The following is a 14,834-nucleotide window of genomic DNA, read 5'->3' as shown; positions in this document are numbered from 1 at the left end:
GTGCCGATACATGGGTTACGGTGAGAAACCGTGGGCAACAGCCCAATAACATCAAGTTGTAATTGATAAGGAAAAGATCATGGCACAAGTCATCAATACAAACAGCCTGTCGCTGTTGACCCAGAACAACCTGAACAAATCTCAGTCTTCTCTGAGTTCCGCTATCGAACGTCTGTCCTCTGGTCTGCGCATCAACAGCGCGAAAGACGATGCCGCTGGTCAGGCGATTGCTAACCGTTTCACCTCTAACATCAAAGGTCTGACTCAGGCTTCCCGTAACGCCAACGACGGTATTTCTGTTGCACAGACTACAGAAGGAGCGTTGAACGAAATCAACAACAACCTGCAGCGTGTACGTGAACTGTCCGTTCAGGCAACTAACGGTACCAACTCTGACAGCGATCTGTCTTCGATTCAGGCTGAAATTACTCAACGTCTGGAAGAAATTGATCGTGTTTCAGATCAGACTCAGTTCAACGGCGTGAAAGTGCTGGCTGAGAATAACGAGATGAAAATCCAGGTAGGCGCTAACGATGGTGAAACTATCACGATTAATTTGGCAAAAATTGATGCTAAAACACTTGGATTAGATGGTTTCAATATTAATGGAGCTACAAAAGCAACCGCTAGTGATTTAGTTTCTAAATTCAAAGCTACCGGTACTGACAACTATGATGTTGCTGGTGACACTTATACAGTTAACATTGAAAGTGGTGCTGTTCAGGATAACACCGGTAATTCGATGTACATTAGCGCAGTAGATGGGTCACTGACTACTTCAAGCGATACTAAAGTCTCGGGTCCAGGCGTTGATGCTACAGCATTAGCCGCTGCTGGTCAGGGTAAAGCTCAGAACGCAACTTTCACCCTCAAAGGTATTGAATATAAGGTAACAAGTGCTACTACCACGAACGGTAATGGTACATATGAAGCTACAATCAATAATGAAAAAGTAGAATTTACTATCTCAGGTAGTACGGCTGCTGCAGGGACAGCCGCAAGTTTGGCTACAGATAAACCTATCTATAAAACAGCGGCTGGAACGCTTACTACGGAACAAGTAAGTAATAAAGCTGCAACGGTTTCTGACCTTGACATCAAAAATGGCAAGAAAACCGGTAGTTCTTTAGTCGTTGATGGACAAGACTACAACGTAAGCAAGGACGGAGTGGTAACAAATGCTGTTGATAATAAAGTTATGTATGTAGGTAAGTCGCAAGGTGGTAGCCCAATTCTTGTCAATGCCGATGCAGCTAAAACGATGCAATCAACTGAAAAACCGCTGGAAACCATCGATAAAGCATTAGCAAAAGTTGATGCCCTGCGTTCTGACCTCGGTGCGGTACAGAACCGTTTCGATTCTGCTATCACCAACCTGGGTAACACCGTCAACAACCTGTCTTCTGCACGTAGCCGTATCGAAGATGCTGACTACGCGACCGAAGTGTCCAACATGTCACGTGCGCAGATCCTGCAACAGGCAGGTACCTCTGTACTGGCACAGGCCAACCAGGTTCCGCAGAACGTTCTGTCTCTGCTGCGTTAATTTACACTTATCGCGCAAACCCCGCTCTGGCGGGGTTTTTACATTCAGCTTTACCCGTAACCCCCAAATAACCCCTCATTTCACCCACTATTCACCCGATTAAAACCCCTGCAGAAACGGATAATCATGCCGATAACTCATTTAACGCAGGGCTGTTTATCGTGAATTCACTGTATACCGCTGAAGGTGTAATGGATAAACACTCGCTGTGGCAGCGTTATGTACCGTTGGTGCGTCACGAAGCATTGCGCCTTCAGGTGCGTTTGCCGGCGAGCGTAGAACTGGATGACCTGCTACAAGCGGGCGGCATCGGGTTATTGAATGCAGTCGACCGATATGACGCTTTGCAAGGAACGGCATTTACCACTTACGCAGTGCAGCGTATTCGTGGAGCGATGCTGGACGAACTACGTAGCCGGGATTGGGTGCCGCGTAGCGTTCGGCGCAATGCTCGCGAAGTGGCACAGGCGATGGGGCAACTGGAGCAGGAATTAGGGCGTAACGCGACGGAAACCGAAGTGGCGGAGCGTCTGGCTATTCCTGTGCAAGAATATCGTCAGATGTTGCTTGATACCAATAATAGCCAACTCTTCTCCTACGACGAGTGGCGGGAAGAGCATGGCGATAGTATTGAGCTGGTGACGGAAGAGCATCAGCAGGAAAACCCGTTACAGCAGCTACTTGAGGGTAACCTCCGCCAGCGCGTGATGGACGCGATCGAAGCGTTGCCGGAACGCGAAAAGCTGGTGTTAACGCTGTACTACCAGGAAGAGCTGAATCTGAAAGAGATTGGCGCGGTACTGGAAGTGGGGGAGTCACGGGTTAGCCAGTTGCACAGTCAGGCCATCAAACGTCTACGCACCAAGCTGGGTAAGCTATAGGGGTACATCATTACCCCTGAACAATGCCGCATTACGAATTGACTACCAGGAGTTCTCATGACGGTGCAGCAATCAAAAAGACGGCCTCTAAGCCGCTACCTCAAAGATTTCAAACACAGCCAGACGCATTGCGCCCATTGCTTTAAGTTGCTCGACAGGATCACGCTGGTTCGCCGCGGGCAAATTGTGAATAAAATCGCCATCGCCCGACTGGACACGTTGCTGAATGAAGCAGAGTGGGAACAGGAGAAAAAAGAGTGGGTGGCGCTGTGTCGTTTTTGTGGTGATTTGCACTGCAAAGAGCAGAGCGACTTTTTTGACATTATCGGCTTCAAGCAATTTTTATTCGAGCAGACCGAAATGAGTCACGGCACGGTACGCGAATACGTTGTGCGCCTGCGTCGCCTCGGGAATCATCTGACCGAACAAAATATCTCTCACGATCTGCTGCAGGAAGGGTTTCTCGACGAAAACCTTGCCCCGTGGCTACCGGAAACCAGCACCAACAATTACCGCATCGCCTTGCGTAAGTATGAGCAGTTTAAAGCCCATACGCATATGGGACATATGCAGAAATCCTCCTGGACAGCCAGTTCTGATATATATTAAAAACGAATAAGGTGTAACAGAGTCGTGTTTGTGGATCACGGCAAACGCTTTACACTGTAGTCATAAATGATAGTCACTAATGACAATATTCGGGGTAACTATGAAATTAGCACTTCTGGGACGTCAGGCTCTGATGGGTGTAATGGCTGTTGCACTAGTCGCCGGAATGAGCGTGAAGACTTATGCAGATGAAGGTCTGTTAAATAAAGTTAAAGAGCGCGGCACGCTGCTGGTGGGCCTGGAAGGGACCTATCCCCCGTTTAGTTTTCAGGGCGATGACGGCAAGCTGACCGGTTTCGAAGTGGAGTTTGCCGAGGAACTGGCCAAGCATCTCGGAGTGAAAGCCACTCTGAAGCCGACCAAATGGGACGGTATGCTGGCTTCTCTTGATTCCAAACGCATTGACGTGGTCATCAACCAGGTGACTATCTCTGAAGATCGTAAGAAAAAATACGATTTCTCTACCCCGTATACGGTCTCTGGTATCCAGGCGCTGGTGAAGAAAGGCAATGAAGGCGTTATTAAGACTGCTGCCGACCTGAAAGGTAAAAAAGTTGGCGTGGGTCTGGGAACCAACTATGAAGAGTGGCTGCGCCAGAACGTGCAGGGCGTGGATATTCGTACCTATGATGATGACCCGACCAAATATCAGGATCTGCGCGTAGGTCGTATCGACGCCATCCTGGTTGACCGTCTGGCCGCGCTGGATCTGGTGAAAAAAACCAAGGATACGCTGGCCGTTACCGGTGAAGCATTCTCCCGCCAGGAGTCCGGCGTGGCGCTGCGTAAAGGCAATGAAGATCTGCTGAAAGCGGTGGATGCAGCCATTGCTGAAATGCAGAAAGACGGTTCACTGAAAGCTCTGTCTGAAAAATGGTTTGGAGCAGATGTGACGAAATAATCGTCATCTGATGAAAAAAGGCGCCTTTAACAGCGCCTTTTTTTATTTCATTGCGCCTGAACGTGCATAATAAAAGAACATCACAACAACGAATACCGGAGGCTGTATGCCGCTGCATAATTTAACGCGCTTTCCACGTCTGGAATTTATTGGCGCGCCAACGCCACTCGAATATCTTCCGCGCCTCTCAGATTATCTCGGGCGCGATATTTTCATTAAACGCGATGACGTCACGCCGATGGCTATGGGCGGCAATAAGCTGCGTAAGCTGGAGTTTCTGGCCGCAGACGCGCTGCGTGAAGGCGCGGATACGCTGATAACCGCGGGTGCGATTCAGTCTAACCACGTTCGCCAGACGGCGGCGGTCGCCGCTAAGCTTGGCCTGCACTGCGTGGCGCTGTTGGAAAATCCGATAGGCACCACTGCCGAAAACTATCTCACCAATGGCAACCGTCTGCTGCTGGACTTGTTTAATACGCAAATTGAAATGTGCGATGCGCTGACCGACCCGAATGCACAGCTGCAGGCGCTGGCGACGCGGATTGAAGCGCAAGGGTTCCGCCCGTATGTGATCCCGGTTGGGGGCTCCAATGCACTGGGTGCGCTGGGCTATGTGGAAAGTGCGCTGGAAATTGCCCAACAGTGTGAAGGGGCCGTTTCGCTCTCTTCCGTAGTGGTGGCCTCGGGCAGTGCGGGAACGCATGCCGGACTGGCCGTGGGCCTGGAGCAATTGATGCCAGACGTCGAACTCATCGGCGTGACCGTCTCACGCAGCGTGGCGGATCAAAAGCCCAAAGTTGTTGCACTGCAGCAGGATATTGCCCGGGAGCTGGAACTGACGGCCTCAGCGGAAATCCTGTTATGGGACGATTATTATGCGCCGGGCTACGGTACGCCAAACGAAGAGGGCATGGAGGCGGTAAAACTGCTGGCGCGTCTGGAAGGCATTTTGTTGGATCCGGTGTATACCGGCAAGGCGATGGCGGGTCTGATTGATGGCATCAGCCAGAAACGCTTCAAGGATGAAGGGCCAATTCTCTTTATTCATACTGGTGGGGCGCCTGCGCTGTTTGCCTACCATCCTCACGTGTAACGACCAGGTAGAAAAACGCTAATGCATGAAAGTATCCAACTGGTGATTGATTCTCTGCCGTATCTGCTCAAGGGTGCAGTGTTTACGCTGCAACTGAGTATCGGTGGGATGTTCTTTGGCCTCGTGCTGGGTTTTATCCTGGCGCTGATGCGTCTGTCGCCGCTGCTGCCTGTGCGCTGGCTGGCGCGCTTTTATATCTCTATCTTTCGCGGAACGCCGTTGATTGCTCAGCTGTTCATGATCTATTACGGTCTGCCGCAGTTTGGTATTGAGCTTGATCCTATTCCGGCGGCGATGATTGGCTTATCGCTTAATACGGCGGCCTACGCTGCGGAAACGCTGCGTGCGGCAATCTCCTCCATCGACAAAGGGCAGTGGGAAGCGGGTGCCAGTATTGGTATGACGCGGTGGCAAACCATGCGCCGGGCAATACTGCCGCAGGCTGCGCGGGTTGCGCTCCCACCGCTGAGTAACAGCTTTATCAGTCTGGTGAAAGACACCTCTCTGGCCGCGACTATTCAGGTACCGGAACTGTTCCGTCAGGCGCAGTTGATTACCTCGCGTACGCTGGAGGTATTCACGATGTATCTGGCAGCCTCGTTGATTTATTGGGTGATGGCGACGGTGCTTTCTGCACTGCAAAACTATTTTGAAGAGCAACTGAATCGCCAGGAGAGAGAGCCGAAATGAGTGCTATCGAAGTCAGAAACCTGGTCAAAAAATTCCATGGGCAAACGGTGCTGCATGGGATCGATCTTGACGTCAAACCCGGTGAAGTTGTGGCGATTATCGGGCCGAGCGGTTCGGGCAAAACGACGCTGCTGCGCAGCATTAATTTGCTGGAGCAACCGGAGGCGGGCACCATTAAGGTGGGTGAGATTACCATTGATACCGCGCGTTCGTTAACTCAGCAGAAAGGTCTGATTCGTCAGTTGCGCCAGCACGTGGGCTTTGTGTTCCAGAACTTTAATTTGTTCCCGCACCGCACGGTGCTGGAAAACATTATTGAAGGTCCGGTGATTGTTAAAGGCGAACCGAAAGCCGAAGCGACAGCCCGTGCGCGCGAACTGCTGGCGAAAGTCGGGTTAGCTGGTAAAGAAACCAGCTATCCGCGGCGTTTGTCCGGCGGGCAGCAGCAGCGCGTGGCTATTGCCCGGGCGTTGGCGATGCGCCCCGAGGTGATTCTGTTTGATGAACCGACCTCCGCGCTTGATCCTGAACTGGTTGGTGAGGTACTTAATACCATCCGCCAGCTGGCGCAGGAAAAACGCACCATGGTGATAGTGACGCATGAAATGAGCTTTGCGCGCGACGTTGCCGATCGGGCGATATTTATGGATCAAGGAAGGATAGTGGAGCAGGGGCCCGCTAAATCCTTATTCACGCATCCGCAGCAACCGCGAACCCGTCAGTTTCTTGAAAAGTTTCTGATGCAATAAATAGTGCATGCAGCACTCGTCGAAATTGTTTTTTGGCGAGTGCTGTTCGCATAACTATTTATAATTATTGCTTTATTATTAACTCCCAATACTTTTACTTCCTGCTGTTGTTGAGTAATGCTCAAGTAATTGACCATTTGTCCGATAATTTGCATATATAAAATACATTTATGTGTTAGCTTGTTTCATATGTTTGGATGATTATCAATCTCAGGGGTATTACCACTTAGTATGCAGGGTCATGATTTCTTCACCTGGCGACGGAGTATGCTGTTACGCTTTCAGGAAATGGCGACGGCAGAGGATGTCTATAATGAATTACAACAACAGACGCAGCATTTAGAGTTCGATTTTTACGCGCTCTGTGTTCGTCATCCCGTACCTTTTACCCGACCTAAAACGTCGCTTCACACGACCTATCCCAAAGCATGGGTGGCGCATTATCAGTCCGAGAATTATTTCGCTATTGATCCGGTGCTGAAGCCTGAAAACTTCAGTCAGGGGCATTTACCCTGGAACGATACCTTATTTCGCGATGCACAGCCCCTGTGGGATGCCGCGCGCAATCACGGTTTACGTAAAGGGATGACGCAATGCTTAATGTTGCCTAATCGGGCGTTGGGTTTTTTATCGGTATCGCGTGCGAGTGTCCGTAATAGTCGCTTTGCAAACGATGAGGTAGAGCTCAGGATGCAACTACTTGTGCGGGAAAGCTTGTCGGTACTGACGCGGCTGCAAGATGACATGGTCATGGCGCCAGAGATGCGCTTTAGCAAGCGGGAAAAAGAGATATTGAAATGGACGGCAGAGGGGAAAACCTCTTCAGAGATAGCGATAATTCTGTCGATTTCTGAAAATACCGTTAACTTTCACCAGAAAAATATGCAAAAGAAATTTAATGCACCAAACAAAACGCAGATCGCCTGTTATGCCGCGGCAACCGGGCTGATCTGAGTAAATCATCGTTCTGAGTGTCAGACGCAAACCCGGCTGAGAGCATCGCTGTCAGCCGGGTTCTTATTACTGGCGGTAGGCCTGTTTAATTTGCTTAACAGTGCTGGAAAATACCGCAGCCTGTGATTGATCTTCAATCAGCGCGATCTGTTTTTCCATTTTAAGAATCACGCGCCCTGCATCGGCTTGGCCCATTGCCTGCAGCATCAGCGTTAACATGGCTTTCAGGCAGGTGACTTCGTTGGCCAGTTCCTGGTTATTCTCAGCAGTGGAAAAGTCAGGCGTACTCATTTATTTTCCTCGTTATGTTTCAATGAAAAAGTGCGATGTCAAATCTTAAGGCGCCGGAGTATACCATAAGCGAGGCTAAAAATATCAGCGGTTGTTTTCTGCGCAAACATAAGCCGCGGACATTAAAATAAACAACATGTTGCACTGCATATATTTTCTCCATCTGTTGTTTATTTCGAGTATTTTACTCGTTAATTATTGTTACAACTTTAGCTGCCTATTTTGCATTCAACGGACGAATATGAATTTTTTGTCACTATTCTGAAACAGCTATGCAGATATAACCGTGGCAAAAGGTTGCCATAACAGAAAGTTTCCACTCGTCGTACCTTCTAATTTCCAAAAACGAGAGCAAAATCGAAAGACGGCGATTTTTACATTTCAAAGTTGAGATAAAACCCGTTAACATAGGACCGATTAACTATCGGTAGCGTTATCCCTATTCTGGAGATATTCCTTTGATCAACGTTTTTCTTGTTGATGACCACGAACTGGTGCGCGCAGGGATACGACGCATTCTTGAAGATATAAAAGGCATTAAAGTTGTCGGCGAGGCGTGCTGCGGTGAAGATGCGGTAAAATGGTGCCGCTCAAATTCCGTTGACGTTGTGCTGATGGACATGAATATGCCCGGTATTGGTGGCCTTGAGGCAACGCGTAAAATTGCGCGTTCAACGGCTGACATTAAAGTGATCATGCTGACTGTCCATACCGAAAACCCGTTACCTGCAAAAGTCATGCAGGCGGGAGCCGCGGGCTATCTCAGTAAGGGGGCTGCGCCCCAGGAGGTCGTGAGTGCGATTCGTTCGGTTTATTCTGGCCAACGTTATATTGCCTCCGATATCGCTCAGCAGATGGCGCTTAGCCAGATTGAGCCTGAGAAAACGGAAACCCCGTTTGCCAGTTTGTCTGAACGTGAGTTGCAGATTATGCTGATGATCACCAAAGGTCAGAAGGTCAATGAGATCTCAGAGCAACTGAATCTTAGTCCTAAAACGGTGAACAGCTATCGCTATCGAATGTTCAGTAAATTAAACATTCACGGCGATGTTGAGCTGACTCACCTGGCAATTCGCCATGGCCTGTGTAATGCGGAGACATTAACAAGCCAGTGACCGATCAGTTTGATGCCAAAGCGTTCCTGAAAACCGTGACCAGTCAGCCCGGCGTTTATCGTATGTATGATGACGCCGGGACGGTCATCTACGTCGGGAAAGCGAAAGACCTGAAAAAAAGGCTTTCCAGCTACTTCCGTAGCAACCTCGCATCGCGTAAGACCGAAGCACTGGTCGCGCAAATACAGCAGATTGATGTCACGGTAACGCACACCGAAACCGAGGCGTTATTGCTTGAGCACAACTACATCAAGCTGTATCAGCCGCGTTATAACGTTTTGCTGCGCGACGATAAATCCTATCCTTTTATTTTCCTCAGCGGCGATACCCATCCTCGCCTGGCAATGCATCGCGGGGCCAAGCATGCCAAAGGCGAGTACTTTGGACCGTTTCCTAACGGCTACGCTGTACGCGAAACGCTGGCGTTGCTGCAGAAAATCTTCCCTATTCGTCAGTGCGAAAATAGTGTTTATCGCAATCGCTCGCGGCCCTGTCTGCAATATCAGATTGGCCGCTGCCTCGGTCCGTGTGTGGCGGGCCTGGTGAGTGAGGAAGAGTATGCGCAGCAGGTTGATTACGTTCGTCTGTTCCTGTCCGGGAAAGACGATCAGGTATTAACGCAGCTGATCGCCCGGATGGAAAAGGCCAGCCAGAATCTCGAGTTTGAAGAGGCTGCCCGCATTCGTGACCAAATTCAGGCCGTACGCCGCGTGACCGAAAAACAGTTTGTCTCTAATACCGGAGACGATCTGGACGTCATCGGCGTGGCGTTTGACGCCGGCATGGCCTGTGTGCACGTGCTGTTTATTCGCCAGGGTAAAGTGTTAGGTAGTCGTAGCTATTTCCCGAAAGTACCAGGTGGAACAGAACTCGGCGAGGTCGTTGAAACCTTTGTCGGACAGTTTTATCTGCAGGGAAGTCAGATGCGCACCTTACCCGGTGAGATCCTGCTCGATTTTAATCTTAGCGATAAAACCCTGCTGGCAGACTCTTTGTCTGAGCTGGCCGGGCGGAAGATCAACGTTCAGACGAAACCGCGAGGCGATCGCGCGCGGTATCTGAAGCTGGCGCGTACCAACGCGGCGGTGGCGTTAACCACAAAACTTTCCCAGCAGTCGACCATTACCCAACGCCTGACGGCGCTGGCATCAGTACTCAAGTTACCCGCAGTGAAACGCATGGAGTGCTTTGATATCAGCCACACGATGGGCGAGCAGACGGTAGCCTCCTGCGTGGTATTCGATGCCAATGGACCACTGCGCGCCGAGTATCGCCGCTATAACATCACGGGTATTACGCCGGGTGATGATTATGCGGCAATGAATCAGGTTCTCCGTCGGCGCTACGGTAAGGCGATTGAAGAAAGTAAGATTCCGGACGTCATATTGATCGACGGCGGGAAAGGTCAATTGGGGCAGGCGAAAGCCGTTTTTGCTGAGCTGGACGTTCCCTGGGACAAGCAGCACCCGCTTTTGTTGGGCGTGGCAAAAGGGGCCGATCGTAAAGCCGGCCTGGAAACGCTGTTCTTTGAGCCGGAAGGTGAGGGCTTTAGCCTACCGCCGGATTCGCCTGCATTGCACGTTATCCAGCATATCCGCGATGAATCTCACGATCATGCAATTAGCGGGCACCGTAAAAAACGGGCGAAGGTGAAAAGTACCAGCACGCTGGAGACTATTGAAGGTGTCGGGCCGAAGCGTCGGCAGATGTTGTTGAAATATATGGGCGGTTTGCAAGGGCTTCGTAACGCGAGTATTGAAGAAATTGCAAAAGTGCCGGGTATTTCGCAAGCTCTGGCAGAAAAGATCTTCTACTCGTTGAAACATTAGGCCCTCTGTAGCAACATAGGGGTAATTTTACTGACAACAGATAGTTATCCGTCATATGCAATTTAATATCCCTACGTTGCTCACGCTGTTTCGCGTCATCCTGATCCCATTCTTTGTATTGGCTTTTTATCTGCCATTCACCTGGGCTCCCTTCGTTTGTGCGCTGATCTTCTGTATTGCGGCGGTCACCGACTGGTTTGACGGCTATCTGGCGCGTCGCTGGAACCAAAGCACGCGTTTTGGCGCCTTCCTCGATCCGGTGGCTGATAAGGTACTGGTGGCTATCGCGATGGTGCTGGTGACCGAGCACTATCACAGCTGGTGGGTAACGCTTCCTGCCGCCACGATGATCGCGCGTGAAATTATTATCTCTGCGCTGCGTGAGTGGATGGCTGAACTGGGTAAACGTAGCAGTGTGGCGGTGTCCTGGATCGGCAAAGTGAAAACTACTTCGCAAATGGCCGCGCTCGCATGGCTGCTGTGGCGTCCAAATATTTGGGTAGAGTACGCCGGGATCGCACTTTTCTTCGTCGCCGCGATACTGACGTTGTGGTCAATGTTCCAGTATTTGAGCGCTGCGTGGGGAGATTTGCTTGAACAGTGATCGTTTCGGCGCAAATTTCAGCAAACGATCGTCAGTGGTGAAAAATATCGTTGACTCATTGCGTCAGGTAAGTAGAATGCAACGCATCGAACGGCAGCACTGATTGCCAGACGATAACAAAATCAAGTGATTAACAAAGTTACTTGGTGATGCGGGAATAGCTCAGTTGGTAGAGCACGACCTTGCCAAGGTCGGGGTCGCGAGTTCGAGTCTCGTTTCCCGCTCCAAATTAAAGACATCGGCAATAGCGGATGTCGGCTGAAAAGCCAGAAGATTTCGGCGCGTTAGCAAAGCGGTTATGTAGCGGATTGCAAATCCGTCTAGTCCGGTTCGACTCCGGAACGCGCCTCCAATTTCTTCCCGAGCCCGGATGGTGGAATCGGTAGACACAAGGGATTTAAAATCCCTCGGCGTTCGCGCTGTGTGGGTTCAAGTCCCACTCCGGGTACCATGGGAAAGAAAAGAATAATCAAAGCAATAAGCAGTGTCGTGAAACCACCTACGGGTGGTTTTTTTGTGCCTGAAATTTCCCGCTTCTCGCTCAGCGAACCTTCAGGATCAGAAATCCCCTGGCTTTCATCCTATGTGCATCACAGGCTTTTGGGGTGTAACGCAAGCATATCACCCTGACGGGCTCAACACAGATACGCCAACGCTATTGCAACTCTTACCGGTCTTGAACTAACAGGTTAGATGAAAACAAGCAGAGTTACTATCAGCGTGCAGCATGAGCTCTTAAGGCCCGTCAGCCAGTCGTTGAGATAGATTTTCTGATACATATGAAACTCTCCCTGTTTTGAAATTCTCTTTTATGATTCCAGAAGTCAGCAGGGGCGGCTACAGGTCATGAGAGATAAACGTTCGCAGCCGAGGGGCCTCGAAGACCATTTATTCGACAAAACTCAACGCGTAATCCGGGGATGAGTACTTCTGAGTCACGGAGACTTAAGGCTGAAATGTGAAGCTGTACATCTTTGCGACCATCGGAGGGGGAGATAAGGCCTTTACCGCTCTTGCAGTCAAAGGCTTTGACAATTCCTGTCATTTTACGAGACAAAAAAATTCCTTAAAGCTAATAACGTGTTGCACTATACACATACCCCTGGATAATGCCAGAAATATTTTTCAGCAATCGTGAGATCTGGATAGCTAAAATAAACATTGATTATTATATACGCCCGTGCGTTAATGGTCGCGTCGGTTTGAAGAACAGACAAAATACAAAGTAGTTTACTAAAGCAGTTCTCATTTCAGGTGTTTTATATTTATCCCTTCTTTGAGTCTCCCCACTAAGCACTAAGTAGTTTCTGTAATAAAACCATGTTCGCCGGAAGGCCAAATTAAGGAATACAAAATGTCAAAAAAGATGAATGGTTTAGTAAAATGGTTTAATGCCGATAAGGGATTCGGTTTTATTTCTCCTGTTGACGGTAGTAAAGATTTATTTGTACATTTTTCTGCTATCCAGAGCGATAATTTCCGCACCTTGTTTGAAGGGCAAAAAGTCTCTTACTCCATTGAGAATGGTACTAAAGGTCCGGTTGCTGGCAATGTAGTTATTACAGAGTAAATCCTTTTTTGTCTGTATGCGATAACGAAGAAGGCTAAAGCCTGAGTAGACATACTGACAGAAGCAATGGATGTATTGTTGGGTCAGTAGAGATGAAATGTTACTGATCCGGCATTCAGGGCAACGGTCAGCATATTTCATCTCTCTTTTGCATGAGAAAGTATGCTGACCATTGTGAGTACGTGTAGGTTCGCTGCACGAAAAGTCTAACCGCTTGCTTTGCACGGCAACGTACGCAAGGGGATAGCTTTTCCCAGATATCACCATATTTTTTATTTTTAAATATGAAAATACTAAACCCGCAGCCAGCGGGTTTTCTATTATCTGTAGCTTGATAAATCTTAAAATACAGATGTGGTGATTCTGTTCCAGAAATAGAGTCTAAAACGGATTCAGGCTGCTTCTTTTTGGTTTGTCTGGAATACTTTATTGCAATGAGGACAGATTAAAAGAGAACCTTTTTGTACTCTTGAAAAACTGTGTTCAGATTGTTGGGTACAGTTTGGGCAGGTGCATTTGACAAGATAGTTGCGGCGTGATTTAGAGTCTTTACGTTCTGACATAGGCTTTTCCTTGAGTGGATGAACTTCAACCATACCCTAATTTGTCCAAAAAATCTTAACTTTATGATGTTTTGGATATGTAAATATAAAGAAAAGGTATCGCAAAGAGCCTGATGATAAGGGCGGCTTCCCAAATTTATTTCTGTAATCCTCAATCTCCCTGGCTGCGTGGTTCTAATGAAAATACGAACAGATTGCTCAGACAGTATTTCCCAAAAGGATCTGGCTTATCGTTTCGCAGCCAGCAAAGAATTAACATTGTTGCATCCAGCGGCTGAACGCCCAGCAAAAAGCGGACGTTTTTGAGCTCAGTAAAAAAGGACGTTATATTTTCGCCTGATTGACGCGGGATGAAAGCTCCTGATGGCTCTCTTTTCGTTCGCTGTAGCGATCGGCAAGGTAATCGGTTTGCCCCTTGAGCAGCAGCGTGATTTTAAACAACTCCTCGGCGACATCGACGATACGATCATACCAGGACGAAGGTTTCATTCGCCCGTTCTCATCGAATTCTTGCCAGGCTTTGGCTACTGAGGACTGGTTAGGGATCGTGAACATCCTCATCCAGCGCCCAAGGATACGCATCTGGTTCACGGCGTTAAAAGACTGCGACCCGCCGCAGACCTGCATCACCGCCAGTGTTTTTCCCTGTGAAGGGCGAACGGCCCCTTCGCTTAAGGGTATCCAGTCGATCTGTGCCTTCATCACCGCACTCATTGCCCCATGCCGCTCCGGGGAACTCCACACCATCCCATCACACCATCTGACCAGCTCGCGCAGCTCGGTGACTTTTGGGTGCGTATCTGGGGCATCATCCGGCAGGGGTAAACCTGAGGGGTTAAACAGTCTTACTTCCGCTCCCATCGCCGTCAGCAGGCGTCCCGCTTCTTCTGCGGCAAAGCGACTGTAAGAACGCTCTCTTACCGAGCCATACAGGATCAGTATGCGTGGCGGCTCCTGGAGCTGCAGGCGTTCAGCAATCTGCTGATCGAAGCAATCAGCATTCAGTGCAGGAAAGTGTTCCATTTTTTACTCCTCCGGGAGGTTCTGTGATTTCAAATTCAACACATATGATTTATCATATATGTATTTTAAAGGGAACGGAGTAAAAAATGCTACAGCCTGTTCAGCTTTTTAAAATCCTGTCGGATGAAACCCGTCTCGCCATTGTTATGCTTCTCCGGGAATCCGGCGAACTGTGCGTGTGCGATATATGCGCGGCGACCTCTGAATCACAGCCTAAAATTTCTCGCCACATGGCTATTCTGCGAGAAGCGGAGCTGGTGCTTGACCGCCGGGAAGGCAAATGGATTCACTACCGTCTGTCTCCCCACATGCCAGCGTGGGCCGCTGAGACGATCACGACGTCCTGGCAGTGTCTGAGGAAAGATGTGGGTGAATGGCTGAAAAAATCAGCCTGCACATCCTGTTGAGATAGTTTC

17 protein-coding genes, 3 tRNA genes and 1 pseudogene are annotated in these 14,834 nt (G+C 49.3%); 17 read left to right on the top strand and 4 right to left on the bottom strand.

The features are described 5' to 3' along the window. The first annotated feature begins 79 nt into the window (after nt 1–79). The 8 genes from WC7_RS11840 to sdiA all read left to right on the top strand — a co-directional run bounded on the left by WC7_RS11840 (nt 80) and on the right by sdiA (nt 7,423). The gene (locus WC7_RS11840; protein WP_016153480.1) at nt 80–1,546 is read left to right on the top strand and encodes a flagellin N-terminal helical domain-containing protein; all 1,467 of its coding nucleotides are present in this window, start codon (nt 80–82) and stop codon (nt 1,544–1,546) included. A 161-nt stretch (nt 1,547–1,707) separates the two neighbouring features. Then, nucleotides 1,708–2,427, top strand: a complete 720-nt coding sequence (fliA, locus tag WC7_RS11845; RefSeq protein ID WP_016153479.1) for an RNA polymerase sigma factor FliA — start codon at nt 1,708–1,710, stop codon at nt 2,425–2,427. Between the two features lie 57 nt (nt 2,428–2,484). After that, nucleotides 2,485–3,036: a flagella biosynthesis regulatory protein FliZ gene (gene fliZ / locus WC7_RS11850; protein ID WP_016153478.1), complete on the top strand. Its 552-nt coding sequence runs from the start codon at nt 2,485–2,487 to the stop codon at nt 3,034–3,036. Between the two features lie 100 nt (nt 3,037–3,136). Beyond that, nucleotides 3,137–3,937 (top strand): cystine ABC transporter substrate-binding protein, encoded by an 801-nt coding sequence (gene tcyJ / locus WC7_RS11855; protein WP_016153477.1) that lies wholly within the window; start codon nt 3,137–3,139, stop codon nt 3,935–3,937. Nucleotides 3,938–4,043: 106 nt separating this feature from the next. Beyond that, the gene (gene dcyD, locus WC7_RS11860; RefSeq protein ID WP_016153476.1) at nt 4,044–5,030 is read left to right on the top strand and encodes a D-cysteine desulfhydrase; all 987 of its coding nucleotides are present in this window, start codon (nt 4,044–4,046) and stop codon (nt 5,028–5,030) included. 21 nt (nt 5,031–5,051) lie between these two features. Next, on the top strand, nt 5,052–5,720 hold the full coding sequence (gene tcyL / locus WC7_RS11865; protein ID WP_003030474.1) for a cystine ABC transporter permease: 669 nt from the start codon (nt 5,052–5,054) through the stop codon (nt 5,718–5,720). Beyond that, the gene (tcyN, locus tag WC7_RS11870; RefSeq protein ID WP_003030477.1) at nt 5,717–6,469 is read left to right on the top strand and encodes an L-cystine ABC transporter ATP-binding protein TcyN; all 753 of its coding nucleotides are present in this window, start codon (nt 5,717–5,719) and stop codon (nt 6,467–6,469) included. Before tcyL ends, tcyN begins: the two co-directional genes overlap by 4 nt. 231 nt (nt 6,470–6,700) lie before the next feature. Continuing rightward, entirely contained in the window at nt 6,701–7,423 is a 723-nt protein-coding gene (gene sdiA / locus WC7_RS11875; RefSeq protein WP_016156833.1) for a quorum-sensing transcriptional regulator SdiA, read from the top strand. A 66-nt stretch (nt 7,424–7,489) separates the two neighbouring features. Here the strand turns inward: sdiA and WC7_RS11880 are convergent, their stop codons facing one another. Next, on the bottom strand, nt 7,490–7,714 hold the full coding sequence (locus WC7_RS11880; protein WP_016153474.1) for a DUF2594 family protein: 225 nt from the start codon (nt 7,712–7,714) through the stop codon (nt 7,490–7,492). Nucleotides 7,715–8,172: 458 nt separating this feature from the next. On the opposite strand from WC7_RS11880, the gene uvrY reads away from it, so the two are divergent. The 6 genes from uvrY to WC7_RS11910 all read left to right on the top strand — a co-directional run bounded on the left by uvrY (nt 8,173) and on the right by WC7_RS11910 (nt 11,713). Then, nucleotides 8,173–8,829, top strand: coding sequence for a UvrY/SirA/GacA family response regulator transcription factor (gene uvrY / locus WC7_RS11885; RefSeq protein WP_006684079.1), 657 nt, complete (start codon nt 8,173–8,175; stop codon nt 8,827–8,829). Continuing rightward, nucleotides 8,826–10,658 (top strand): excinuclease ABC subunit UvrC, encoded by a 1,833-nt coding sequence (gene uvrC, locus WC7_RS11890; protein WP_016153473.1) that lies wholly within the window; start codon nt 8,826–8,828, stop codon nt 10,656–10,658. Before uvrY ends, uvrC begins: the two co-directional genes overlap by 4 nt. Nucleotides 10,659–10,713: 55 nt before the next feature. Then, entirely contained in the window at nt 10,714–11,262 is a 549-nt protein-coding gene (gene pgsA / locus WC7_RS11895) for a CDP-diacylglycerol--glycerol-3-phosphate 3-phosphatidyltransferase (protein ID WP_016153472.1), read from the top strand. A gap of 151 nt (nt 11,263–11,413) precedes the next feature. Then, a tRNA-Gly gene (locus WC7_RS11900) sits at nt 11,414–11,489 on the top strand. Between the two features lie 51 nt (nt 11,490–11,540). Then, a tRNA-Cys gene (locus WC7_RS11905) sits at nt 11,541–11,614 on the top strand. Nucleotides 11,615–11,626: 12 nt separating this feature from the next. Then, nucleotides 11,627–11,713: transfer RNA gene (locus tag WC7_RS11910), tRNA-Leu, on the top strand. A gap of 393 nt (nt 11,714–12,106) precedes the next feature. Here the strand turns inward: WC7_RS11910 and cspH are convergent. Then, a complete protein-coding gene (gene cspH / locus WC7_RS25635; RefSeq protein ID WP_049040548.1) occupies nt 12,107–12,319 on the bottom strand; it encodes a cold shock-like protein CspH in 213 nt (70 codons plus the stop codon). A gap of 297 nt (nt 12,320–12,616) precedes the next feature. Here cspH and cspA point away from each other — a divergent pair, with 297 nt between their 5' ends. Next, nucleotides 12,617–12,832, top strand: coding sequence for an RNA chaperone/antiterminator CspA (cspA, locus tag WC7_RS11915; protein WP_016153470.1), 216 nt, complete (start codon nt 12,617–12,619; stop codon nt 12,830–12,832). Nucleotides 12,833–13,224: 392 nt separating this feature from the next. Here cspA and WC7_RS27145 read toward each other — a convergent pair whose 3' ends face one another. Then, entirely contained in the window at nt 13,225–13,395 is a 171-nt protein-coding gene (locus tag WC7_RS27145) for a YnfU family zinc-binding protein (protein ID WP_162835200.1), read from the bottom strand. 131 nt (nt 13,396–13,526) lie between these two features. Here WC7_RS27145 and WC7_RS27140 point away from each other — a divergent pair. Continuing rightward, a pseudogene (locus WC7_RS27140) lies at nt 13,527–13,661 on the top strand (IS30 family transposase); the annotation flags it as partial. A gap of 58 nt (nt 13,662–13,719) precedes the next feature. On the opposite strand, the gene arsH reads toward WC7_RS27140, so the two are convergent. Beyond that, the gene (arsH, locus tag WC7_RS11920) at nt 13,720–14,418 is read right to left on the bottom strand and encodes an arsenical resistance protein ArsH (RefSeq protein ID WP_016153469.1); all 699 of its coding nucleotides are present in this window, start codon (nt 14,416–14,418) and stop codon (nt 13,720–13,722) included. An 86-nt stretch (nt 14,419–14,504) separates the two neighbouring features. On the opposite strand from arsH, the gene WC7_RS11925 reads away from it, so the two are divergent. Further along, entirely contained in the window at nt 14,505–14,825 is a 321-nt protein-coding gene (locus WC7_RS11925; RefSeq protein ID WP_016153468.1) for a transcriptional regulator, read from the top strand. The last annotated feature ends 9 nt before the right edge of the window (nt 14,826–14,834 follow it).

This window comes from Citrobacter sp. KTE151, assembly GCF_000398845.1.
Classification (GTDB): domain Bacteria; phylum Pseudomonadota; class Gammaproteobacteria; order Enterobacterales; family Enterobacteriaceae; genus Citrobacter; species Citrobacter braakii.
This window is presented reverse-complemented; position numbering and strand designations above follow the sequence as displayed.

What these genes read in the sequence shown, in the direction of transcription:
- WC7_RS11840 (WP_016153480.1), top strand. Translation starts at nt 80, where the DNA reads ATGGCACAAGTCATCAATACAAACAGCCTGTCGCTGTTGACCCAGAAC.
- fliZ (WP_016153478.1), top strand. Translation starts at nt 2,485, where the DNA reads ATGACGGTGCAGCAATCAAAAAGACGGCCTCTAAGCCGCTACCTCAAA.
- tcyJ (WP_016153477.1), top strand. Translation starts at nt 3,137, where the DNA reads ATGAAATTAGCACTTCTGGGACGTCAGGCTCTGATGGGTGTAATGGCT.
- dcyD (WP_016153476.1), top strand. Translation starts at nt 4,044, where the DNA reads ATGCCGCTGCATAATTTAACGCGCTTTCCACGTCTGGAATTTATTGGC.
- tcyL (WP_003030474.1), top strand. Translation starts at nt 5,052, where the DNA reads ATGCATGAAAGTATCCAACTGGTGATTGATTCTCTGCCGTATCTGCTC.
- tcyN (WP_003030477.1), top strand. Translation starts at nt 5,717, where the DNA reads ATGAGTGCTATCGAAGTCAGAAACCTGGTCAAAAAATTCCATGGGCAA.
- sdiA (WP_016156833.1), top strand. Translation starts at nt 6,701, where the DNA reads ATGCAGGGTCATGATTTCTTCACCTGGCGACGGAGTATGCTGTTACGC.
- WC7_RS11880 (WP_016153474.1), bottom strand. Translation starts at nt 7,714, where the DNA reads ATGAGTACGCCTGACTTTTCCACTGCTGAGAATAACCAGGAACTGGCC.
- pgsA (WP_016153472.1), top strand. Translation starts at nt 10,714, where the DNA reads ATGCAATTTAATATCCCTACGTTGCTCACGCTGTTTCGCGTCATCCTG.
- cspA (WP_016153470.1), top strand. Translation starts at nt 12,617, where the DNA reads ATGTCAAAAAAGATGAATGGTTTAGTAAAATGGTTTAATGCCGATAAG.
- WC7_RS27145 (WP_162835200.1), bottom strand. Translation starts at nt 13,395, where the DNA reads ATGTCAGAACGTAAAGACTCTAAATCACGCCGCAACTATCTTGTCAAA.
- arsH (WP_016153469.1), bottom strand. Translation starts at nt 14,418, where the DNA reads ATGGAACACTTTCCTGCACTGAATGCTGATTGCTTCGATCAGCAGATT.
- WC7_RS11925 (WP_016153468.1), top strand. Translation starts at nt 14,505, where the DNA reads ATGCTACAGCCTGTTCAGCTTTTTAAAATCCTGTCGGATGAAACCCGT.